At 61.4% G+C, this 21074-nt stretch carries 20 protein-coding genes; 8 read left to right on the top strand and 12 right to left on the bottom strand.

What is annotated here, in order from left to right; all coding sequences use genetic code 11:
• Positions 1-22: 22 nt before the first annotated feature.
• Positions 23-1507, bottom strand: coding sequence for a lipopolysaccharide biosynthesis protein (locus ACQY1L_RS00730; protein WP_184654520.1), 1485 nt, complete (start codon positions 1505-1507; stop codon positions 23-25).
• Between the two features lie 109 nt (positions 1508-1616).
• Between ACQY1L_RS00730 and ACQY1L_RS00725 the strand changes: the two genes are divergently transcribed.
• On the top strand, positions 1617-2600 hold the full coding sequence (locus tag ACQY1L_RS00725; RefSeq protein ID WP_430261932.1) for a glycosyltransferase family 2 protein: 984 nt from the start codon (positions 1617-1619) through the stop codon (positions 2598-2600).
• Positions 2601-2645: 45 nt separating this feature from the next.
• Positions 2646-3608, top strand: coding sequence for a polysaccharide pyruvyl transferase family protein (locus ACQY1L_RS00720; RefSeq protein ID WP_430242112.1), 963 nt, complete (start codon positions 2646-2648; stop codon positions 3606-3608).
• Here ACQY1L_RS00720 and ACQY1L_RS00715 read toward each other — a convergent pair.
• Positions 3599-4630, bottom strand: coding sequence for a glycosyltransferase family 2 protein (locus ACQY1L_RS00715; protein ID WP_184654523.1), 1032 nt, complete (start codon positions 4628-4630; stop codon positions 3599-3601). The genes ACQY1L_RS00720 and ACQY1L_RS00715 overlap by 10 nt on opposite strands.
• Before the next feature lie 102 nt (positions 4631-4732).
• Positions 4733-5014 carry an exopolysaccharide production repressor protein gene (locus ACQY1L_RS00710; protein ID WP_082472025.1) on the bottom strand — a complete coding sequence of 94 codons (282 nt, stop codon included), beginning with the start codon at positions 5012-5014 and terminating at the stop codon, positions 4733-4735.
• 742 nt (positions 5015-5756) lie between these two features.
• On the opposite strand from ACQY1L_RS00710, the gene ACQY1L_RS00705 reads away from it, so the two are divergent.
• The 4 genes from ACQY1L_RS00705 to ACQY1L_RS00690 all read left to right on the top strand — a co-directional run bounded on the left by ACQY1L_RS00705 (position 5757) and on the right by ACQY1L_RS00690 (position 10340).
• A complete protein-coding gene (locus ACQY1L_RS00705; RefSeq protein WP_113166854.1) occupies positions 5757-6437 on the top strand; it encodes a sugar transferase in 681 nt (226 codons plus the stop codon).
• A gap of 151 nt (positions 6438-6588) precedes the next feature.
• Positions 6589-7956: a polysaccharide biosynthesis/export family protein gene (locus ACQY1L_RS00700; RefSeq protein ID WP_082471974.1), complete on the top strand. Its 1368-nt coding sequence runs from the start codon at positions 6589-6591 to the stop codon at positions 7954-7956.
• A 10-nt stretch (positions 7957-7966) separates the two neighbouring features.
• Positions 7967-9280, top strand: coding sequence for an O-antigen ligase family protein (locus ACQY1L_RS00695; RefSeq protein ID WP_082471973.1), 1314 nt, complete (start codon positions 7967-7969; stop codon positions 9278-9280).
• Positions 9281-9314: 34 nt separating this feature from the next.
• Positions 9315-10340, top strand: coding sequence for an acyltransferase family protein (locus tag ACQY1L_RS00690; protein WP_430242109.1), 1026 nt, complete (start codon positions 9315-9317; stop codon positions 10338-10340).
• A 33-nt stretch (positions 10341-10373) separates the two neighbouring features.
• On the opposite strand, the gene ACQY1L_RS00685 is transcribed toward ACQY1L_RS00690, so the two are convergent.
• The 3 genes from ACQY1L_RS00685 to ACQY1L_RS00675 all read right to left on the bottom strand — a co-directional run bounded on the left by ACQY1L_RS00685 (position 10374) and on the right by ACQY1L_RS00675 (position 13422).
• Positions 10374-10529, bottom strand: a complete 156-nt coding sequence (locus tag ACQY1L_RS00685; protein WP_092659468.1) for a hypothetical protein — start codon at positions 10527-10529, stop codon at positions 10374-10376.
• Between the two features lie 41 nt (positions 10530-10570).
• Positions 10571-11266 carry a superoxide dismutase gene (locus ACQY1L_RS00680; protein ID WP_062461599.1) on the bottom strand — a complete coding sequence of 232 codons (696 nt, stop codon included), beginning with the start codon at positions 11264-11266 and terminating at the stop codon, positions 10571-10573.
• 110 nt (positions 11267-11376) lie between these two features.
• Complete coding sequence (locus ACQY1L_RS00675) at positions 11377-13422, bottom strand: NAD(+) synthase (protein ID WP_430242107.1); 2046 nt, start codon at positions 13420-13422, stop codon at positions 11377-11379.
• Between the two features lie 275 nt (positions 13423-13697).
• Here ACQY1L_RS00675 and ACQY1L_RS00670 point away from each other — a divergent pair, with 275 nt between their 5' ends.
• The gene (locus tag ACQY1L_RS00670) at positions 13698-13916 is read left to right on the top strand and encodes a hypothetical protein (RefSeq protein ID WP_062461605.1); all 219 of its coding nucleotides are present in this window, start codon (positions 13698-13700) and stop codon (positions 13914-13916) included.
• Between the two features lie 24 nt (positions 13917-13940).
• A complete protein-coding gene (locus tag ACQY1L_RS00665) occupies positions 13941-14591 on the top strand; it encodes a hypothetical protein (protein ID WP_430242105.1) in 651 nt (216 codons plus the stop codon).
• A 6-nt stretch (positions 14592-14597) separates the two neighbouring features.
• On the opposite strand, the gene minE is transcribed toward ACQY1L_RS00665, so the two are convergent.
• The 6 genes from minE to ACQY1L_RS00635 all read right to left on the bottom strand — a co-directional run bounded on the left by minE (position 14598) and on the right by ACQY1L_RS00635 (position 21073).
• Positions 14598-14861: a cell division topological specificity factor MinE gene (gene minE, locus ACQY1L_RS00660; protein WP_062461607.1), complete on the bottom strand. Its 264-nt coding sequence runs from the start codon at positions 14859-14861 to the stop codon at positions 14598-14600.
• Positions 14858-15673: a septum site-determining protein MinD gene (minD, locus tag ACQY1L_RS00655; RefSeq protein WP_062461610.1), complete on the bottom strand. Its 816-nt coding sequence runs from the start codon at positions 15671-15673 to the stop codon at positions 14858-14860. The genes minE and minD overlap by 4 nt, the downstream gene beginning before the upstream one ends.
• A gap of 53 nt (positions 15674-15726) precedes the next feature.
• Positions 15727-16530 carry a septum site-determining protein MinC gene (gene minC, locus ACQY1L_RS00650; protein WP_113111823.1) on the bottom strand — a complete coding sequence of 268 codons (804 nt, stop codon included), beginning with the start codon at positions 16528-16530 and terminating at the stop codon, positions 15727-15729.
• A 91-nt stretch (positions 16531-16621) separates the two neighbouring features.
• Positions 16622-18274 (bottom strand): urocanate hydratase, encoded by a 1653-nt coding sequence (locus ACQY1L_RS00645; protein WP_430242102.1) that lies wholly within the window; start codon positions 18272-18274, stop codon positions 16622-16624.
• A gap of 461 nt (positions 18275-18735) precedes the next feature.
• A complete protein-coding gene (locus ACQY1L_RS00640; protein ID WP_430242100.1) occupies positions 18736-19824 on the bottom strand; it encodes a DUF917 domain-containing protein in 1089 nt (362 codons plus the stop codon).
• Between the two features lie 10 nt (positions 19825-19834).
• Positions 19835-21073: a Zn-dependent hydrolase gene (locus tag ACQY1L_RS00635; protein ID WP_430242099.1), complete on the bottom strand. Its 1239-nt coding sequence runs from the start codon at positions 21071-21073 to the stop codon at positions 19835-19837.
• Position 21074: the final 1 nt, after the last annotated feature.

The raw sequence follows: 21074 nt of genomic DNA, 5'->3' as shown, positions 1-21074 counted from the left end.
GATGAGGCAAGGGCACCCTTCGTTATGCAGGAGGTGCATCCGCAACCGACCCACCACGACGCCGCTTGACCATGCCGATTATTTTTTTGACGAGCGCCCTTTCCGTCACGAGGAACATGGCGCCGTAGAGCACGCCGCCCACGACAGCGCCAACGAGGAGCTGGAGATAGGGACTGGTGAGCTGTGCTTCGAAGGTGGAAAGGGTCAACCGGACCCCGACGCCCATGACGAGCGAGGTGAGCATCGACCGGCTGCTGGTCATCAGACCCCAAAAGAACGGAATGCCGTCGACCCGGAACACGGCCCAGGAATAACCGACCAGCGTGATGGCGTTGACGACGCAAAGCGCCACCATGGCATCGACAAGGCTGCCATAGGTGGCGCCGAGCATGATGGCAAGTGTCGTTGCAATGGCGCGCAGCACCGCCGACCAGAACAGCACACGGCTTTGGCCGGTGCCCTTGAGGTAGGGGATGAACGTGCTGCAGGGCGTCACGATCGCCTTCGACAGCGCGAGCAGGCCAAGCACCGGCCAGGCATAGGCCCATTGCGGCCCGAACAGCACCAGCATGGCCGGTTCCGCCACCGCCCAAAGCCCGAACATGGCCGGCGCCAGCACCACCGTCATTACCTGAGTGGACAGCATCAGGGCGTCGGTGCGGCGCTTGCGGTCGTCGCCCATCAGGCTAAAGGCGGGGAACAGCACGCCCATTACCGCCGACAGCACGACCTGGTTCGGAATGCTGGCAAACCGGTTGGCGGCCGAATAGGCACCCGCATCGGCAAGCGTCAACATCCGCGCGATCACCACCATCGGCGCCTGAAAGGTCACGAAATTGGCGATCTCGGACCCCATCAGCCCTGAAGAATAGCGCACCAGCGGCCCCATCCGATCCGGCTTGATGACGAAACGCGGCACGTAGCGCGTGATCGAGTAGAGGCCGACAAGCCGGATCACCGCCGAGGAAAACAGCTGCACGACCAGCGCCCAGATGCCGAAACCCATAAAGGCGAGAGCCAGGGCGACCAGCGCCGCCGTGGTTTCCGATACGGTGCTGAGGATCGCGTCCTTGCTGAAATTCATCTCGCGGGCGAGCAACGAATAGGCGACATCGGCCGTCAGTTGCAGCGGAATGAGAAAGGCCATGATACGCAGGAGATCGGCGCTCTGGGCCGCACCCATCCAGCTGCCGATGCCGTTTGCACCGAGGAAAAGGATCACCGACATGATCAAAGACATCGCGAGATTGGCCCAGAAAACGGTGTGCACCGTATCCATGCCACTGTCCCGATCGACGATCAGTGCCGACGTCAAACCGGCACCACCGATCATCGCCAAAAACTGTACGACGGTGAGTGCGACAGCCACCGTTCCGAAATCTTCCGGGGTCAACAGTCTTGCCAATATCGGTACAGTGACAAATTTCAGCCCGAATGTGGCGGTCTTTGACAGCACACTCCAACCGACATTTGTCGTGATCGTCTTCACGCCTTGGGTTGGGGCCATCTTCGAATTCCTATTGTTGGATACTGATTGAGAGCCAGCGTGAAGCCGCAATCCAAGCCGTCCAGGCGGCTAGCGGTTTGCAATTCTTGAAAAAAGCAGGGGCAGAAACATGGCGACATTCACCGTAATTATTCCATTTTATCAACGGGAACCGGGTATTCTGACCCGGGCCCTGCAATCTGTTTTCAGCCAGAGCTTCGTGGATTTTGATATCATCGTCGTGGACGACGAGTTACCCCATAACGCGAAAATCGAACTTCAGGACGCCGATCCGGCCTGGCTCGAGCGCATCCGAATCATCGAACAAAAGAATGGCGGGCCGGGGGCGGCGCGCAATACCGGGCTGGACGCGGTGCCCGCCGAAACGCGTTTTGTGGCGCTTCTCGACAGCGACGACGTGTGGCTTCCGGATCATCTGACCAACGCATTCGAGAGTATGAGCCGCTTCGGCGCCGAGTGCTACTGGGCCTCGATGCAGGCGAGCGAAGAGTTCTATTATCACTTCGGCATGGCGCAGCTGGAGAAGACCGAAGGCGGCACACGGCTATCGGAAAAGCCGCTCATCATCGAGCTTCAGGACCTGGCAAGCGTCATGCTGCGCAACTGGAGCTTTCTGCATCTCACCTGCATGGTGATGTCCCGTCCGGTCTTCGAGGCGGTCCGCTTCGAGCCCGAATTGAGACTGGCCGCCGAAGACGTGCTGTTCTTCTGCGACTGCATCCTGAAATCGAAGCGGACGATCCTCTGCGACGAGCCGGGCGCTGCGCGCGGCATGGGTATCAACATTTTCCATTCGATCGACAACCAGTCGCCGGAATTCCTGCGCCAGCAGTTCAACACCTGGGTCGCGCTCGATACGCTGGAACAGCGTTTCAGCAACAGGCCGGGCGACGTCGCGTCGATTGCAGGCTACAAGAACACCGCAAGACGGCAGGCCCTGTGGGGCCAGGCCGGGCGGATGAAGCGGCGCCAGAGCCCGGAATTCGGCCTTCTGGCCAAGTGGGTGATGCGCGATCCGGCACTCATCCGCGCGGCCTTCGAACTGGGCGCGGGAAAACTCGGCATGGGTGCGCGCGAGCGCTCGGCGACGTAAACTTCGCATTCTTTACAAAGACTTCACTCCCATCAGGAGGCTTGCATGCAACCTTATTACTGGGCATCCCACCACGGCAATTTCGGCGACGACCTCAATCTGTGGCTCTGGGATTATCTTCTTCCGGGCTTTCGCGACGTCCACGCCGATACGATGCTGGTCGGCGTCGGTACCGTTCTCAACCCCGTCCTGCTTCCGCCCGGGCAGAAGAAACTGGTGATCGGCAGCGGCTATGGCTATGGCGAGGCACCCGATATCAATGATCCCGAATGGGACGTGCGCTGCGTGCGCGGACCATTGACGGCGGCGAAGCTCGGTCTTCCCCTCGAGAGAGGGATCACTGACCCCGCGGCCCTCATCCCCGATATGCCGGAATTCCAGAACCTGCCGAAGATCCACAAGAAGACCTTCGTTCCCCATTGGGAATCGGCGGAATTCGGCATGTGGCAATCGGTCTGCGAGCCCGCCGGACTGACCTGGCTCGACCCGCGCGGCGAGGCGAAATCGGTCATCCGGGCGATTGCCCAGTCCGAGATGATCGTTGCCGAATCCATGCATGGCGCGATCCTGGCCGATGCATTCCGGGTGCCGTGGATTGCGGTGAGCACATCCAGATCCATCAACAATTTCAAGTGGAACGACTGGGCGCAGTCCGTCGGTGCGACCTATAACCCGCACTTCGTGCCGGTTTCAACGCGCGCCGAGGCGGTCGCCAAGAAAACCAAGTTCTGGGGAATGAGCTTCGACGGCGGCGGCGGCCAGCAGCAGCCAGCCCATCACGAACCTGCAAGCGGGGATGCGTCGGTGATGACGCGGACGTCTGCGCCGACAGCTCCTGCTCAGTCAGGCCTTCGCGGCATGGCGAAGCAGGTCCTTGCGGCACCGTCGATCCTGGCGCTCTGGCAGGCCAGCCGGACCGAGCCACAGCTCAGCCCGGATGCGATGCTCCAAGACAAGAAGCAGCGTTTTCGCGCCGTTCTGGACGAGATCCGCCGCGACTACTTCTGAACGGCGGCAGGGTCCGCTGCTGCCGGAACCCCGGCAAGCAGATAGCGCATGGCATGCGGCGTGGCGACCGGAACCGGTCCGCCACGTCTTGCCTCCATTTTGTCCAGCAGGATCGCCTGCGCGACATAGGGCAGGAACTGCGGCCGGCCGAACATGTAGCTAGCGGCCGCGACAATCCCCGAATTCGACTTGGTATCAAGGAAGGCGCGATGCTCGTAGCGTTCCCGGATGTGGTCGCGGTGACGGGTAATTACCGCCCTTGCCTGCGTCGGCAGCAGCGGATCCGACAGGATCGCCTCGTCCGCTTCGTATAGCGTCTTGAGGTCATGGGTGCGGTGGCGGCTGCTGAGCGAATCGGCCCTGACGACGGCGCCGTAGCCGCAATGCTCGATCACCTTGTAGCGCGCACCCTTGGCCAGAGCCCGCAGATAGAGATCGTAATCCTCGCCAAGCCTCAGGCCCTCGTCGTACCGAAGACGATGGGCATCGAGGAACGAGCGACGAATGATCGGCTTCAGAAACCCTGTCTCGCCGCGCGGCTTTCCGCGCTCGGAAATATTGCCCTCGACGAATTCGATGAGCGAGATCGTCCGCGCCCTCGACTCGAACTTTTCGGGCGGCAATGCGGCGGCAGGATCGGAGATGAAGGCGATGTTGTCGGCCAGCATGTCCCAGTCGCCAAGCGCCAGCATTGGCTCGAACCGTCCAGGAAAGAAGAAATCGTCCGCATCGAGAATGGCGATCAGCGGTGCACTGGAGGCGGCGATCGCCCGGTTTCTCGCAGCAGACGGGCCCTGGTTCTTCTCCAGCGAGATGATCTGGAGCCGCCCGCTGCCATCATCCACACTGCGGGCAGCGCCGGCCGTGTCGTCGCTCGAGCCGTCATCGACCACGACGACTTCGCTGACAAGCGCTTCATGCAAGGCGGACCGGACGGCGGTGGCGATCGTGTCTGCTGCGTTCTTGGCTGCGATGACGACGCAAATCGTCTGAACATCGGGGTGGGCCGTTGCGCTCTCCATGAGACTGTCTCCATCGTTCGTCGTGCGAGCACCTGAACGCAGGAAGATGGCCTCCATATGGAAGCACTGCAACAAAAACCGAAATGGGACTGAGAGCGCCGGCTAGATATCCCGGGCAGGCAGGTGTGACGTCACGTCGGACGGAAGGTTGGAAACCTCTCTGGAGCGCGCAGCGACGGCGGTATCTGTCCGACCCCTGCTACCCGCGAGCTTCTCGCGGTGAACGAGGTAAACGATGCCAACGAAATAACCCACCTGGATAATAACCGCGCAGAGGAGCGTGTGTATAAATGCTGTGTAGACGGACCCGCTGATGAAAAAGGACGCGAGCGCGAAAACGACCAGGACGCAAAGGATACTTATAAATACGCGCGGCGCATACATGATCGCCCTCCCGAGCAGCTTATAGTTCTTGGCTTCTAGACGCAGGCTCCTCCCTGCACCGTCACGATAGGACCGGCAGTAGTCGGATGCAAGCAATACAGCATCTGCTATGCCGAGTATTAATGAAACTTTCGTAAGGTTTGCCGGTTCCCTGCCCCGCCTCGGCAGTTCCTTGCGATTAGCGTGAATGGTTTCTTACCTTGGTACCACAGCGCCCAATCGCATTTTCGCCACAATTTGGACGTGAAGCTCGCCGTCTGGAACATTCCGCTGCTGGATGTCGCAGAGTCGGGGTCACCGGCGTTCAACTTTTGTTACAAAGGTGACGAGACCCGACGAAGCCATATTGCGCTGCATCATTGTATTGCGGTGCGAAATGCGTAGGCCTTTGGTCTTATACGCAAGCTACTTCCTGGCCCTGCTCAAAGAAGCAATCACAGGTTTAGCTCTGGACTGGCCCTGCGCAGAAGCCCCCCAATACGCTAATGGCACGGGTATTATTCTAACTCCGGGTATAGTTGCCAGAAAAGAACAGTAGACCTGGGGTCGCTATTCAATCGATTGTAAAAAAATCGGAGTGCTGATCGGATTTTGGCGCGCATCGACCCGCATCGGGACAGCGCTCCCGGAAAAAATTGGCTGGCATCAAATTCCGAACACAGACTTATTATCAAATTGTCGACGAAAAGACCCGCCGAAAGGCATCACCGACTATCGCAAAACCTAAATGGAGTTACCCTCTATGAAGTCAGCGACACGTTCGGCTAGTTCGCCGTTTGTAGACTCCGACCAGGCCTTCGGTACCCTCCCGATCGGTGGCCTCGCTAAACGCAGCTTCGATATGACCGCAGCTGCCTGCGCGCTGATCCTGTTCAGCCCGCTATTCCTGATGATCATGGCCCTGGTGAAACTCACCGATAAGGGCCCTGCTTTTTATGGCCATAGCCGCATTGGCCATAACGGACGCATTTTCAAATGCCTCAAGTTCCGGACCATGGCGACCGACGGCGACGAATTGCTGCGCACCTATCTGCGTGACAATCCGCATGCCGCCGAAGAGTGGCGTCAGACGCGCAAGCTGAAAGACGACCCACGCGTAACGAGCGTTGGCAAAGTCCTGCGCAAGCTGTCGCTCGACGAGCTGCCGCAGTTGCTCAACATCGTGCGTGGCGAAATGAGCGTGGTTGGACCGCGTCCCGTCGTGGACGAGGAACTGAAAGTCTATGACGCGTTTGCCGTCTATTACCTTCGCACCCGTCCTGGCCTCACAGGCCTGTGGCAGATCAGCGGTCGCAATGATGTGTCCTACGAGACCCGCATCGCTTTCGATACGCAATACGTCCAGAACTGGTCGCTGGTTCGCGACATCGCCATCATTGCAAAGACCATTCCTGCCGTCTGCTTTGCCCGCGGCAGCTATTGATCTGAGTTTCTTTTGATAGCCTGAGAAATCCTGGTCGGTCACCGGCCGCAAGAAAAACCAAGAATAAGTCACCAGACGAACTCAACAGTCGAAACAAGCGCGAGCCGACCTCCCACGGATTTGCGTTTGAATGCGATTGAAGGACCCGTAGATGTTGAAGAACGATCATTCGAAAAGCGGTTCGCCGGCGCTCCTTTTTGCAGCCGGCGCCCTGCTGCTGAGTTCAGTCGCGCCAGTCCTGGCGCAGGACAAAGCCCCGAAGACCACACAACAGACCTCCACTGAGGCCGAAACCGCAACACCTGGCAAGGCTGCGGCACCCAAGACCCCTGCAGCGGTTGCCGCAAGCGGTCCTGCCAGCGGCGGCTATAAGCTCGGCGTCATGGACAAGCTGCGCATCCGCGTGGCCGAATGGCAGCCGGCCGATGGCACGGTGCGCGACTGGGACGTGGTCGGCGGCGAATACACGGTCGGCCCGTCCGGCGCGCTGTCGCTTCCGTTTATCGGCGATCTCGACGCAGCCGGAAAGACGACCGCCGAAGTTGCCGGTCTGATCGGCCAGCAGCTGCGCGACAAGTTCGCGCTTCGAAACCTGCCCTCTGCCTCGGTTGAAATCAGCCAGTACCGGCCGGTCTATCTCGCCGGCGACGTCACGACCCCGGGAGAGTTTCCCTACTCCCCGAACCTGACCGTGCTGAAGGCGGTAAGCCTTGCCGGCGGCTTGCGCCGTTCCGACGCCGGTCAGCGCTTCGCCAAGGACTTCATCAATGCGCAGGGCGACGTTGCCGTCTACGACAACCAGCGCGGCCGCCTGATTGCCCGCCGGGCACGGCTTGTGGCCGAGGTTTCCGGATCGCGCGATCTGCCGATCCCGGCGGAGCTGAAAGACGTGCCCAATGCCGCGCAGCTGATTGCCAGCGAGACATCGCTGATGAAATCGCGCCGCGACCGCTATGAGCTGCAGCTGCAGGCCCTCAACGAGCTGCGCAGCCTTCTCGAAAGCGAAGTGAAGTCGCTCGCGCAAAAGACAGAGACGCAACAGCGCCAGCTCGATCTCGTGTCGGAAAACCGGGACAAGATGTCCCGGCTCACAGAACAGGGTCTGGCTACCAGCAGCCGCCTCCTGACCATCGAGGAGCGCACGGCCAGCATCCAGTCGACCCTGCTCGACATCGACACGTCGACCTTGAAGGCAAAGCAGGATATCAGCCAGGCGAACCAGGACGAGATCAACCTGCGCAACGACTGGGAAGCAGACCGGGCAAAGGAGCTTCAGGATACCGAAGCGGAACTTGAAAAGCTCGGCCTGCAGCTGACCACCAGCCGCCAACTGATCTCGGAGGCAGTTGCACAGTCCGCCGAGGCGCTGCGCTTCGACCCGAGCAAGACAGCCGCGACGATCAAATACACCGTCGTGCGCGACGAAGGCGACGGCCCCAAGGAAGTGGCCGTCGACGAGAATGCCCGTCTGATGCCGGGCGACGTGGTGAAGGTGACCTCCGAACTGCTGATGCAATAGGGGTAACCGGATGAAGATTGCCAAGTCGTCCCTGATCGACCCGGAGAAGAATGAGATCTACGGGATTGCCGCCGTCGCGCTGTCCTTTTTCGTCTTCGCCTATTCGAGCAGGTTCGGGCAGATCTCGATCCTTGCCTATTACGGCGTATGGTTCCTTCCGGTCGTAACCGACTACCGACGGGTGCTGGGCCGCTATTCCCGGTTTCTCTGGATCTTCTCGTTCGGCATCTTCTGCTTCATCTCCGCTTTCTGGTCGCCGGCCTTTGGCGTGTCGCTGCGCACCGCCATCCAGTATCTGACGCATATCGTCTGCGCATTGATTGCCATGCGGATGCTCAGCACCAAGACGCTGCTGCGCGGCGGCCTGATCGGAACCGGGATCGTGCTCGTCTATTCGATCCTGTTCGGCACCTATCTGATGGACGCGATGGACAATACGTTCAGCTTCGTCGGCGCATTTTCCTCCAAGAACCAGCTGGGCTTCTTCGCGTCCCTCGGCGTGATCTTCTCCTATGCGGCGGTGATGCTGTTTCGCATGCGCGGCATCTGGATGATCGGTGCCGGCGGCGGCGCGCTCCTGTCGGCCTACTGCTTGCTCGCCTCGCAGTCTGCGACCTCTGTCATCACCACGGCCGGTGTCGTTGCGCTCTGCATCGGCCTGCAGGGGTTCATGTTCTTTTCGCCGAAGCACCGACGCGGCTTCTTTGCGATTGCGCTCGTGTTCGGGCTTGCCGGCATCGTCGGTGCGCTGCAGTTTGGCGCGATGGATGCGATCCTCGGCGTGTTCGGCAAGGACTCGACCCTGACGGGCCGCACCTATCTATGGCAGCAGGGCATTGCCGCCGCTGCACAGTCTCCCATCATCGGCATGGGCTACCAGGGATACTGGGTTCCAGGCGCCTCCGAGGCCGAACGCCTCTGGCAGGAATTCTTCATCACCGGCCGCAGCGGTTTCCATTTCCACAACACCTATATCGAAAGCATGGTGGAGACTGGCATCATCGGCACGGGCCTGCTTGTCTTCATCCTGATCGCCTGCCTCACCGGCCATCTGAAACGGCTGCTGACCATCTCGCGCACGCCGGAATCGCTGCTGTTTGTCGGCCTGTCGACCCTGCTTGCGATTCGGTCCTTCGTGGAGATCGACATCCTCAACCCATACCAGGTCGGGTCTTTCCTGTTCTACTTCATGGCCGGTCGTCTGACGCTGGCGGTGAGGCCGGTCAAGGCAAAGGCGGACCGCCCTCAATACGGTTTCATGCCGAATTCACCCACGGGGCCCGAGCGCGGGCAAAATGGCGAACCGGGCATTCCGGCAGGCTGACACGCCCAAACGGGCGTCGAAGGACGTGAAGACAATGCCTACTCTCTATTCGATCCAGTATCTGAGAGCCTTTGCGGCGCTGGCCGTGGTGCTGTTTCATGCCGGCGAGAAAAGCGGCCTGCACTTCACCATCGGTGCGGCGGGTGTCGACGTGTTCTTCGTCGTCAGCGGCTTTATCATGATGGCGATCAGCGACGCCCGCTCGGCAAGTCCCGGCAAGTTCTTCAAAAACCGGCTGCTGCGCATCGTGCCGATCTACTGGGCGGCGACGCTTCTGATGATCGCCGGCGCCCTCGCCGGTGCGTTTCCAAACCTCGTGCTGAGCCTGCCGCATGTGCTGGGCTCGCTGCTGTTCCTGCCCGTTGCCTCGCCCAGCACCGGCGCACTCTGGCCTGTCCTCGTGCAAGGCTGGACGCTGAACTACGAGATCTTCTTCTACGCCGTGTTTGCGCTGACCCTGTTTGCGCGCCCATCGGCCCGGCTTCCGTTGCTGGCGCTGGTGTTCGGAACGCTTGTCGCAATCGGCCTCGTCATGCCGCCCGAAAATCCGTCGGTTGGCTTCTACACGGCCCCGGTCATTCTGGAATTCGTGGCCGGTGCAGCGCTTGCGAAACTCTGGCAGCGCGGCGAGGTCCCGCCGGCCCCGATCGGGCTGGCGCTGATCTGCCTGTCGATCGCCGGGTTCGCGGCAATTCAGTTTTTTAAGCTCGAATTCGATGCATGGTCCTGTGGACCGCTTGCGATCATTCTGGTGACCGGCGCGCTCAGCCTTGAAAAGAGCCGCTCGGTCCCAAAGATCCCTGCCCTCGCCTATCTCGGCGATGCGTCATATTCAATCTACATCTGGCATACGTTTGCGGTCTCGGTCGCCGTCAAGATCCTGTCGTCTGCATCCCTGCCGCCTGTCGCGGCAACCACGATCGCCGTGGTCGCCGGCACGCTGGTCGGCGTCCTCGCCTATGAAGCGCTGGAGCGGCCGATGCAGGCACTGGTGAGGGGAAAGCGGACGGGCCTGTGGCGCCTTCCAGCGAAGCAGACAGAAAGACGACCGGTCCCTTGACCGGCCGTCCGTTCATCGTGGTGAGCCGCTAACTCAGGCGTATTGCGGCGGATCGTCGTTTTCATCCGGGTTCGGCACCGGATCTTCATCCGGCAACCTGTCGGGCTCCGGCTCACCGATCGGAGGGACCGGCGGAGCGGGTGTTGGCGGGATTGGGCCGGGTACGGGTTCAAATGGATCCTGGGCCATGGGCACTCCTCTCTCTGTTGACTAAAGGGAACATCGCAGATTCAGGCTGCCATGCGTTCCTCGACCGAACGCCAGTTCACGAGCTTGTCGAGGACGGCGCGGATATGCTCCGGCTTGCGGTTCTCGTAATCGACGTAATAGGCATGTTCCCATATATCGATGCCGAGATAGGCGGGGCGACCGACAGCAATCGGGTTCTTGCCGTCCTCATAGCCGATCAGCGCCAGCTTGCCGGCGTCATCCCGAGTGAGCCACACCCAGCCGGTGCCGAACACGGTATCCGAGATATCGACGGCGCGCTTGATGAAGCCGTCATAGTCGCCGAACGTCTCGTTGATCGTCGTTGCCAGCTCGCCCTGCGGCCGGTTCGGGCCACCGGGTACGAACTGATCCCAGTAGGCCACATGGTTCCAGGCCTGGGCGGCATTGTTGAAGATCTTCTTGTCCGCATCGGCATCGGACTTGGCTGATTCCACAACGATCGCCTCAAGATCCATGTCGGCATATTTGGTGCCGGTCGACAGCGTGTTCAGCTTGTCGAAATAGGCCTTGTGATGCTTGCCGTAATGCAGGCCCACGGTCTTTGCGGAAATGACGGGTGCCAGATCGCCCTCGCCGAATGGCAGCTTCGGCTGCGCAAACGGCGCGGCGGCCCGTGCAATATTGGGAATTGGAAACACAGCAGCGGCCGCTGTGAAAGCGGTTGCGGTGAGAACGGTTCGACGGTTGAGTTCCATGAATTGAGCTCCTTCCCTGTTGTCTCTGGAAGGAACAACCCCTTAAGCGCTCATCGGTTTCCCGATTTCGCCGATTCCGCCTGACAATTGCGTGTTGTGAACCGCCGCCGTCATGCGTCCGGCACGTTGTCCTTGAGCTCTTTGATCCAGATCCGGCCATTGCCATCCGACGGTGCCCGCCAGTCGCCGCGCGGCGAGAGCGAACCGCCCGACGTGACCTTCGGCCCGTTCGGCGAAGCCGAGCGTTTGAACTGGCTGATGGTGAAGAAGCGGAATAGGAACGTCTCCATCCAGCGCTTGATGACGGGCAGATCGAACTGCCGCTTTTTCTCCTCCGGGAAATGCGACGGCCAGGCGCCAGAGCCGGCATCCTTCCAGGCCTGCAACGCCATATAGGCGATCTTCGACGGTTTCAGGCCGAAACGGGTGAGATAATAGAGCGTGAAATCATGCAGATCGTAGGGGCCGATCTTGTCTTCCGTGCTTTGCATGGCGCCATCGGCGCCCGCCGGCACCAGTTCCGGCGAAATCAGCGTATTGAGGATGCGCTGCAGCGTCGCGTTGGTTTCGTCATCAAAGCTCTCGGCCTCGATGACCCAGCGGATGAGGTGCTGGATCAGCGTCTTCGGTACCGAAGCGTTGACGTTGTAATGGCTCATCTGGTCGCCGACACCGTAGGTCGACCAGCCAAGTGCGATCTCCGACAGGTCGCCGGTGCCGAGCACAAGCGCGTTGCGCTGGTTGGCGGCGCGGAACAGGAAATCGGTTCGCAGACCCGCCTGCACATTTTCAAACGTCACGTCATAGACCGGCTCGCCACCGCTGAACGGATGTTTGAGATCGTGCAGAAGCTGGGTGGCAAGCGGCTTGATGTCGACCTCTTCGGCCGTAATGCCCATGCCGCGCATCAGCGCCCAGGCATTCGACTTCGTGTCGTCGCCGGTGGCAAAACCCGGCATGGTAAAGCCGAGAATATCGGTGCGCGGCCAGCCGAGCTGATCATAGGCCTTGGCTGCGACCAGCAGCGCATGGGTCGAATCGAGGCCGCCTGAGATGCCGATGCAGAGCCGCTTGATGCCGGTCGATTTCAACCGCTTCATCAGGCCCTGGACCTGGATGTTGAAGGTCTCGTAGCAATCCTGGTCGAGCCGTTTCGGATCTGCTGGCACGAACGGATATCGCTGGATGGCCCGCTCCAGATCAAGCGTTTCTTGCGGCCGCTCGAAGTCGAACAGGACGCGCCGGAACGTCTTGCCTGCCGTCAGATGCAGCGTTGCGGCATCGTTGAACGTGCCGGTGCGCATTCTCTCGAGACGCAGCCGCTCGACATCGATATCGGCGACGCACATCTGCGGGCCGGCCGGAAAACGCTCGGTCTCGCCCAACAGATCGCCCAGTTCGTAGATGCAGGCCTGGCCGTCCCAGGCGAGATCGGTGGTGGATTCGCCGGGTCCAGCCGCAGAGTAGAGATAGGCTGCAAAATTGCGCGCCGACTGGGTGGCGCAAAGCAGCTTGCGCATCTCCGCCTTGCCGACGGTGATGTTGCTGGCCGACAGGTTGGTGAGGATCAGAGCACCGGCCATGGCGCCGAAATCGCTCGGCGGCGCTGGCAGCCAGACGTCTTCGCAGATCTCCACGTGGAAGATGAAATCGCGGATATTTTCAGCGGCAAACTGCAGATCGATGCCGAAGGGCACCGATTGTCCGGCAACCGAAATCATCATGTCGCGCACGCTGCGGCCGGATGCGAACCAGCGCTTCTCGTAGAATTCGCGGTAATTCGGGATATGGGTCTTCGGCACGACGCCGAGAATGCGGCCCGAATGGATGACCACGGCGCAGTTGAACAACCGCCCCTCGTGACGCAGCGGCGCGCCGACGAGGAGAACGGGAAGCAGCCCTTTGCTTTCCTCGACGATCGTCGCAAGCGCGCTTTCGACCGCATCGAGAAGAACGTCCTGGCCGAGCAGGTCGTCGATCGAATAGCCGGAAATGCCAAGTTCCGGAAACACCATCAGCGCAACGCTGCGCGCGTGACCTTCACGGGCCAGATCCAGCGTCGCACGCGCGTTGAAGTCCGGGTCGCCGAGTTCGCAGACGGGCGTGCAGGCGGCGCCGCGAATGAAGCCGTGGCTATAGGGCGAATGGAAATTCATCTGGCACTCCGAAGGCATGGTCATTGGCCGCGATCGTGACGTCTCGCATTTGCGACTGCCCGAGACGCCTACCTAAATCATTGGCCTGTATAGCACCTCTGTAAACACGCGCCAGCATAGCGACATCAGAATCGGGTGACGTTGGAAATGGCGACGGCGATTGGCAAAATCGAATTTCCGTGACAGCTTGTCCGAACGTGTGACCGCACACGGTTTTTCCCGCATGCAATTTTTCAAGAAAGCCAAATTCAAACGTCATATTTTGGAGCGTTGTCATGTCCGTACTGGATGATCTTCTTCGCCAGAAAGCTGAGATCGAGGCACGCATTCTCGATGCCCGGGCGCAGGAAATCGATCGCCTCAAGCTGGAATTTGCCTTCCTCGCGCTCAAGCTGCGGGAGCTGAACGGTCTGCCGAAGCCGCTTGTGGACCTGTTCACCGACAAGGGAGGAACGTTCAACTCATTCCGGGCGCTGAACGTCAAGAAGCCATAGCCGCCGTCGTCAGAGGGCCCTGCAATGGACCTGGCGCAGCTTGCGAAAAATTTAGCTCTCACCGAGCGGACACGACTGAAGATACTGCGTTCGGGCTTCACCATCAGCGGACACAAGCTCTGGACGGATGAGGAAGACCTGATCTGCCGGATCTTTCATCCCGATTACTTTGCCATAAGCCAGGTTCTGCATGCCCGGTCGAAAAAGGCCATACAGACACGCTGCCAGAGACTGGGTCTTGCACCACGCCGGCAGGCCTGGGGATGGTCGGCCCGGCAGAAATTGCGCAGGCTCTATCCCGACGCAGACCGGAAAGAGATCTGCGACGCGTTTCCGGGCGTCAGCTGGGACCGGATCCAGGCGGCGGCCCGCTATTACGGTTTTCGCCGCAGCCGGAAGCCCTACAAGCTGACAGGCATTCCGGCGCTCGATCAGCTGCGAAGCCGCTGCTACGCGATAAGGTGGATCATGCGCGATATGGATGAAGAGGCCGGCACCGGCCAGTATTTCCAGACCCGCGGATACAAGAGCCGCTACCCGGATTTCAAAGCCATCGACAAGGGCGTCCGGGCGCTCGGCGGCCATCTGGAAGTCCGCTGGGACGACGCAAAAGGCGGGCATGTCCCGCCGGACATACCCGCCTTTCAAACCAGCCTTGGGAGGCTAACTCGATAGAGACGTTCAGGCTGCGGCCTGGGCGCTCGCATTGAGCGGGATCTCGACGTCGATCTCCAGGATAGTGCAGTGCTCGTCGCGATCCATCTTTACCGTTACGCGGTCGGCGTCCAGCTGGACGTGTTTGGCGATGACGGCCAGAATTTCTTCGCGCAGCACGGCGACCAGATCGGTGCCGACAACCATGCGTTCATGAGCAAGCAGTACCTGGAGACGCTCGCGGGCCGCGGGCGCCGATTTCGGCCTGTTGAAAAGGCGGAACATGTTCATGCGGCCTTCCTTCCGAAGATCTTGCCGAAGAGACCGCGCTTTTCGCCCGGGATGGTCATGGGCAGGACCTCGCCGGCGAGACGCCGCGCGGCATCGAAATAAGCCTGGGCCGGAGCGCTCTTGGCGTCGGCCAGCGTCACCGGCGCACCGATGTTGGAGGCACGCAGCACATCCATGCTTTCCGGAATGATGCCGATCAGCGGGATCGACAGGATTTCCAGAACGTCGTCCACCTTCAGCATGTCGCCACGCTCGGCACGGTTGACGTCGTAGCGGGTCAGCAAAAGATACTTTTCCATCCGCTCGCCGTTTTCGGCCTTGAGCGTCTTGGAATCGAGAAGACCGATGATGCGGTCGCTGTCGCGCACCGAGGAGACTTCCGGATTGGTGACCACGACGGCCATATCCGCATGGCGCATGGCAAGTGTCGCACCGCGCTCGATGCCGGCAGGGCTGTCGCAGATGATCCAGTCGAAGTAGCGCTTCAGATCGGCCATCACGCGCTCGACGCCTTCGGATGTCAGGGCATCCTTGTCGCGTGTCTGCGAGGCGGGCAGCAGGAACAGGTTGTCGAGGCGCTTGTCGCGGATCAGAGCCTGCGGAAGCTTCGCATCGCCCTGGATGACGTTGACGAGGTCGTAGACGACCCGGCGCTCGGCACCCATGACGAGATCGAGGTTACGCAACCCGACATCAAAATCGACGACGACGACCTTTTCGCCGCGGCTGGCGAGCGCCGCGCCGAGGGCCGCGGTCGAGGTCGTCTTGCCGACCCCTCCCTTGCCCGAAGTCACAACTATGACTTTCCCCATACCAATCTCTCCTGTGTCCTGCCGGCCCGTTATCATTTGCTTTTTTTCATTTCTTAACTGAGCGTTTCTGCCATGATGATGTCGCCGTCGAGCCAGAGCTGGACCGGCTGCCCGCGAAGGCTTGCGTCCATGTCCTCGGCCATCTTGTAGATGCCGTCGATCGCGACCAGTTCGGCCTCGAGCTTGCGGCAAAAGATCCGAGCCGTTGCATTCCCCAATGATCCAGCCATGACCCGGCCGCGTATTGCGCCGTAGACATGCACCGAACCGCCGGCGATCACTTCGGCACCGGAGGCAACCGAACCGATAACGGTCACGTCACCTTCCGCGAAGATGACCGACTGACCGGAGCGAACCGGCTCGTTGATCACCAGCGACTGGATGACCGGCCGGACCTCGGCAACCTTGATCGGCTCGTTGCGGAGCTGACTGTCGGTATCCGTTTCCGGCTGCTTGGCACCTTGCTTGGTAGCAACGCCAACTTGTCCGGAGCTTTCTTGAGCCGACTTATCCTCGGACTTTTCCGGGACTTCGAAATCGGATGCAGCCTTGCCGCCCCGCATCGCCGGCGGCATGCCGGGGCCAAGCATCGACGGGCGAGCGCCTTCGATACCCATGATCCGGACATTGCGTTCGGCCAGCTGTTCGAGCAGGTCCTTCAGCTCGATCTTGTCGATCGAGACCTCGGAAATATCGAGCACGACCGGCCGGTCGAGAAAGAAGCCGGCCGAGCGGGCTGCCAGATCGTCAAGGCGCGAGAGCCAGTTGTCGAGCGGCAGATCGGGGGACAAGACGACCGCCAAAAACGAGCGGCCCTTGATACGGATTGAGCGAGCGTCTGTTAGCACTTTGGTCATCTACGTAAACAAATCGTTGACGTTAGATGTAGCGCCGGGGTGGTTAACAAAAGGTTAACGCACCCCTCCAAAGCTTTAACGAAGACCCGTTCTAAGGCAATTTCAGTCCGGCCGTTTCGGCAGCCTCGATCGCCTCGTCGTAGCCGGCATCCGCGTAGCGGATAATGCCGAGCGAGGTGTCGTTGGTGATCGAATGTTCAAGCCGTTCGGCTGCCTTTTCCGTCCCATCGGCAATGATCGTGACACCGGCTGACGTCATGTAACCGGCGTAACCGCCGCCGCCCGAGTGGATGACGACGAGATCGGCCATCGACGCGCACATGGTCATCGCGTTGATCAGCGGCCAGTCGGCGATCGCATCTGATCCGTCCTTCATGTTCTCGGTCATGATATTCGGATGCGCCATCGCGCCCGCATCGAGATGGTCGCGCGAAAACGCGATCGGTCCGGCAAGTTCGCCGCTTGCGACCAGCGCGTTCACGGCCAACGCAAGCTTCGTGCGCTCGCCATGACCAAGCCAGGCGATCCGCGCCGGCAGGCCCTCGAAAGGCACGTTCTCGCGCGCCAGCCGGATCCAGTTGGTGACGATGAAATTATCCGGGAAAAGCTCGAGCACGAGATCGTCGATACGGGCGATATCGCTTTCTTCGCCCGACAGCGCCATCCAGCGGAACGGTCCGATCGCCTTGCAGAACAGTGGCCGCAGATAGGCTTCGGTAAAGATCGGGATGTCGAAAGCGTTGGCAACGCCGCCCTCGCGCGCCTGGGTGCGGATGAGGTTGCCGTTGTCGAACACTTCCGCACCCCGTTCCTGCAGGGTCAGCATGGCGCGGACATGATCGGCGATCGAGGCGCGGCTCGCTGCCATCAGCTGGCCCTGGCCCTCCTTGCGAAGCCGGCGGACTTCCTCAAGGCTCATCCCCTTCGGGACATAGCCGTAGACCAGATCGTGCGCCGAGGTCTGGTCGGAGACGATATCGGGCACGATGTCGCGCTTGACAATCTGCGGGTAGATGTCGGCGGCATTGCCGACGAGGCCGATCGAGACGGCACGTTTGTCGGCTACCGCCGCATCGATCATCGCAAGCGCCGTATCGAGATCCGGCGCGACCTCATCGAGAAACCCGATCTCGCGGCGTTTGGCGACCCGCTCCGGATCGATATCGACCACCAGGATCGCAGCGCCCGCCATGCGGCCGGCCAGCGGCTGCGCGCCACCCATGCCGCCGAGGCCAGCCGTCAGGATGAAGCGACCGGCAAGCGATCCGCCAAAACGCTTCTCGGCGATCCGCATGAAGATCTCGTAGGTGCCCTGGATGACGCCCTGGCTGCCGATATACTGCCACGCCCCGGCCGTCAGTCCGCCCCAGCAGATCAGACCCTTCGCCTGCAACGCGTAGAAATACTCGGCCTTCGCCCACTGACCGACGATGTTGCAATTGGCCATGATCACCAGCGGTGCCCTGTCATGGGTCTTCAACAACCCGACCGGCTTTCCGGACTGAATGATCAGCGTCTGATCCTCGTCCATCGTCGTCAACGTCCGAACGATCGCCTCATGCGCCGCCCAGTTGCGCGCCGCCTTGCCCAGCGCCGCATAGACGATCAGATTGTCCGGATCCTCGCCCACTGAGAGCACGTTTTCGAGGAGGCGCAGCAGAGCCTCCTGCCGCCAGCCCTTGGCACGCAGTTCGGGCCCGCCGGGGATCGGGAATTTCGGATGGCGCGGGTTGGACTTTGGCATGGCGTGATCTCCTGTCTCGTGAGGATTGCCTCACCCAATGTAGTGCTGGGCCAAGAAAGACCCTCTCTGGCCTGCCGGCCATCTCCCCCACAAGGGGGGAGAAGATCTGCGGCACGCTCCCTGCCCCAATCGAGGCGCGTCGCCTCTCCCTACTCGCGGGGAGAGGGTTAGGGTGTGAGGGCAGCCAGGCCCCCTCTGGCCTGCCGACCATCTCCCCCACAAGGGGGGAGAAGATCTGCGGCACGCTCCCTGCCCCAATCGAGGCGCGTCGCCTCTCCCTACTCGCGGGGAGAGGGTTAGGGTGTGAGGGCAGCCAGGCCCCCTCTGGCCTGTCGGCCATCTCCCCCACAAGGGGGGAGAAGATCTGCGGCACTGTCGCGTCCTATATCCAGCGCTGTCGGTGCGGCAGGTTAAGCCCCTCCCCCTTGTGGGGAGGGGTTTGGGGCGGGGTCTTTCCGACCCTACCCCAGCGCATAGTCCGCAATGCTGATCCCCAGCGCCGTCTCGCAGATCGGGTAGACCGAGGGGTCCTTGACGCTGGACGACAGCGGAATGAGCGTCTTTGGCACATGCAGCAGAAATACCGGCATGCCGACCTGCAGCTGACCGACGCTCATTGGTTCGCCCTGCGGCGACAGCGTCGCGATGATATCAGGGAAGGTGGCGAGGCGGTTGCCGCCGGCATCGTCCACAGCCATGTATTCGTTCATGACATGCAGCGTGATTGCCCCATCGCCGGACCCAAGCGTGATCGTGCCGACATCGAAGGCTTCCTTGGTATAAACCACTGACTTGGCAGTTACCTCGGCCTCGGTGACGATCGTACCCCCTGTCGTACTGACGATCGCGTCGATGACGGCGGATCCGCCCTTCGCATCGGCTTCGATGATCGCCTCGCCCAATGCCAGCGCAAGGCTGACGCCGCCCAACGCTGCATTGTTGCGCACATAGGAGGCCCGCAGCGGATTGCGGCAGGAGGCGATGAAGCCGCCGGACATGTCCGAGGCGGTGCGCAGGATCGGCGAGACCTTGGCGGTGGCGCCGCGCACGACGAGTTCGATATAGCGGTTCTCCGCCCGGTTGCCGCCCACTGCGGTCTGGATCATCTGCTCGGGCGAATTCGCCATGCCGATCGAGCCCATGTCGCCGGTCGGATGGGCGCGCACGTCGCCCACAGCATCGAGCACCTTGGTGCCGAGGATGGCCGATGGCAGCCATCCGTTGAGCGTCGAGGACTTGCCGTTCTGGCCGATCATCAGCGCCGCAACTTTTTCGCCGAGCGCATCCTGCAACAGCTGCACCGCCTTGACGTAGTCGATGCCCTGCATTTCCCAGGCGGTGGTCGAGGCCGGTGCGCCGATCGCGGCAGCCGTCGCCACCCAGTCGTCGTCGGACAGTTCGTCGATCGACACGAGTTCGGGCCGGCCGACCGAGACGGCGGCATAGCCGAGCATGCGCCCGTGATCCGACCAGCCACCGCCGCCCGCCGCATAGACCGAGCCGCCGCGAACCGCCGCCTCGACATCCTTCTCCGTCAGTATGCGACCCATGCCCTTGCCCCTATTGTTTGTCGAGTTGCAGGACCGCCTCGTAGAGAACGGCAGCCCCCAGCGCGATATCGTCGTTGTCGGACCATTCTTCCGCAGCGTGGCTGCGGCCATCCTTGCTGGCGATAAAGATCATCGCAGCCGGCGCCACCTTGGACAGAAACGCCGCATCGTGACCGGCGCCGGAGACCATCGGCCGGCTGGTCGCGCCGATCCGCTGCGCACTTTCGGCAAGCACACCGGTGACCATCTCAGACATCGGCGTCGGCGCCGCATGCGACACCCGCCGCGGGTCGGCGATCGTCACGCTGCGCTCCGAGGCCGTCTGTGCACAAAGCGCGGTGACGGAAGCGACGAATTCGTCCATCACCGCGTCATCGACGGCGCGCGCATCGATCAGCATGCGGACATGCGAGGGGATGACATTGGCGGCGTTCGGCTCCATCGAGAACTCGCCGACCGTGCCGGCGAAATAGCTTTTGCCCGACGCAAGCTCCCGCGCGATCTCCTCGATACCGAGCACGATGATCGATGCGGCCCCCAGCGCATCAAAGCGGGCATTCATCGGGGTGGTGCCGGCATGATCGGCACGGCCTTCAACCAGGATTTCGAAACGGGAAATGCCGGTGATGGCGCCGACGATGCCGATATCAACGTTTTCGCGCTCCAGCACCGTGCCCTGCTCGATATGCAGTTCGAGGAAGACTTTGATATCGGTGCGCGTGAAGACGGTGTCGGGATCTCCGCCGACCTGACGGATGCCGTCTGCCAGCGCGACACCATCGGTGCTGCGCTCCAGCCATTCGGGCGGGCGAACGCCGGTCAGGCCGCGGCTGCCGATGCAGGACACACCGAAGATCGACACTTCCTCGGCCAGAAAATCGACGATTTCCAGATCGTGTTCGAGCTTGATGCCGGCGTCGGCAAGCGAGCGCGCCACTTCGAGACCAGCAATCACCCCGGCGATGCCATCGAACCGGCCGCCGTTCGGCACCGTATCCGTATGCGAGCCGAGCATGATCGTGCCCTTGCCCTCCACCGTTCCCTTGCGCCGCCCGGTCAGGTTGCCGGCGGCATCGATGTGGGTTTCGAGCCCGGCCTCGCGAAAGATCTTCTCGACGTAAGCGCGGCCCTTCAAGAACATCGGCGTGAAGGCCCGGCGCGTCCAGGGCCTGTCCGGTTCGGTGATAGCAGCCAGCGCTTCGATATCGGCAGCGATCCGGTCGGCGTTGACGGCGAGATTGGATGTCATG

The sequence above is a fragment of the Neorhizobium sp. DAR64862/K0K3 genome (genome assembly GCF_050500185.1).
GTDB classification, from domain to species: Bacteria; Pseudomonadota; Alphaproteobacteria; order Rhizobiales; family Rhizobiaceae; genus Neorhizobium; species Neorhizobium soli.
This window is presented reverse-complemented; position numbering and strand designations above follow the sequence as displayed.

What these genes read in the sequence shown, in the direction of transcription:
- ACQY1L_RS00730 (WP_184654520.1), bottom strand. Translation starts at nt 1,507, where the DNA reads ATGGCCCCAACCCAAGGCGTGAAGACGATCACGACAAATGTCGGTTGG.
- ACQY1L_RS00725 (WP_430261932.1), top strand. Translation starts at nt 1,617, where the DNA reads ATGGCGACATTCACCGTAATTATTCCATTTTATCAACGGGAACCGGGT.
- ACQY1L_RS00720 (WP_430242112.1), top strand. Translation starts at nt 2,646, where the DNA reads ATGCAACCTTATTACTGGGCATCCCACCACGGCAATTTCGGCGACGAC.
- ACQY1L_RS00715 (WP_184654523.1), bottom strand. Translation starts at nt 4,630, where the DNA reads ATGGAGAGCGCAACGGCCCACCCCGATGTTCAGACGATTTGCGTCGTC.
- ACQY1L_RS00710 (WP_082472025.1), bottom strand. Translation starts at nt 5,014, where the DNA reads ATGTATGCGCCGCGCGTATTTATAAGTATCCTTTGCGTCCTGGTCGTT.
- ACQY1L_RS00705 (WP_113166854.1), top strand. Translation starts at nt 5,757, where the DNA reads ATGAAGTCAGCGACACGTTCGGCTAGTTCGCCGTTTGTAGACTCCGAC.
- ACQY1L_RS00700 (WP_082471974.1), top strand. Translation starts at nt 6,589, where the DNA reads ATGTTGAAGAACGATCATTCGAAAAGCGGTTCGCCGGCGCTCCTTTTT.
- ACQY1L_RS00695 (WP_082471973.1), top strand. Translation starts at nt 7,967, where the DNA reads ATGAAGATTGCCAAGTCGTCCCTGATCGACCCGGAGAAGAATGAGATC.
- ACQY1L_RS00690 (WP_430242109.1), top strand. Translation starts at nt 9,315, where the DNA reads ATGCCTACTCTCTATTCGATCCAGTATCTGAGAGCCTTTGCGGCGCTG.
- ACQY1L_RS00685 (WP_092659468.1), bottom strand. Translation starts at nt 10,529, where the DNA reads ATGGCCCAGGATCCATTTGAACCCGTACCCGGCCCAATCCCGCCAACA.
- ACQY1L_RS00680 (WP_062461599.1), bottom strand. Translation starts at nt 11,266, where the DNA reads ATGGAACTCAACCGTCGAACCGTTCTCACCGCAACCGCTTTCACAGCG.
- ACQY1L_RS00675 (WP_430242107.1), bottom strand. Translation starts at nt 13,422, where the DNA reads ATGAATTTCCATTCGCCCTATAGCCACGGCTTCATTCGCGGCGCCGCC.
- ACQY1L_RS00670 (WP_062461605.1), top strand. Translation starts at nt 13,698, where the DNA reads ATGTCCGTACTGGATGATCTTCTTCGCCAGAAAGCTGAGATCGAGGCA.
- ACQY1L_RS00665 (WP_430242105.1), top strand. Translation starts at nt 13,941, where the DNA reads ATGGACCTGGCGCAGCTTGCGAAAAATTTAGCTCTCACCGAGCGGACA.
- minE (WP_062461607.1), bottom strand. Translation starts at nt 14,861, where the DNA reads ATGAACATGTTCCGCCTTTTCAACAGGCCGAAATCGGCGCCCGCGGCC.
- minD (WP_062461610.1), bottom strand. Translation starts at nt 15,673, where the DNA reads ATGGGGAAAGTCATAGTTGTGACTTCGGGCAAGGGAGGGGTCGGCAAG.
- minC (WP_113111823.1), bottom strand. Translation starts at nt 16,530, where the DNA reads ATGACCAAAGTGCTAACAGACGCTCGCTCAATCCGTATCAAGGGCCGC.
- ACQY1L_RS00645 (WP_430242102.1), bottom strand. Translation starts at nt 18,274, where the DNA reads ATGCCAAAGTCCAACCCGCGCCATCCGAAATTCCCGATCCCCGGCGGG.
- ACQY1L_RS00640 (WP_430242100.1), bottom strand. Translation starts at nt 19,824, where the DNA reads ATGGGTCGCATACTGACGGAGAAGGATGTCGAGGCGGCGGTTCGCGGC.
- ACQY1L_RS00635 (WP_430242099.1), bottom strand. Translation starts at nt 21,073, where the DNA reads ATGACATCCAATCTCGCCGTCAACGCCGACCGGATCGCTGCCGATATC.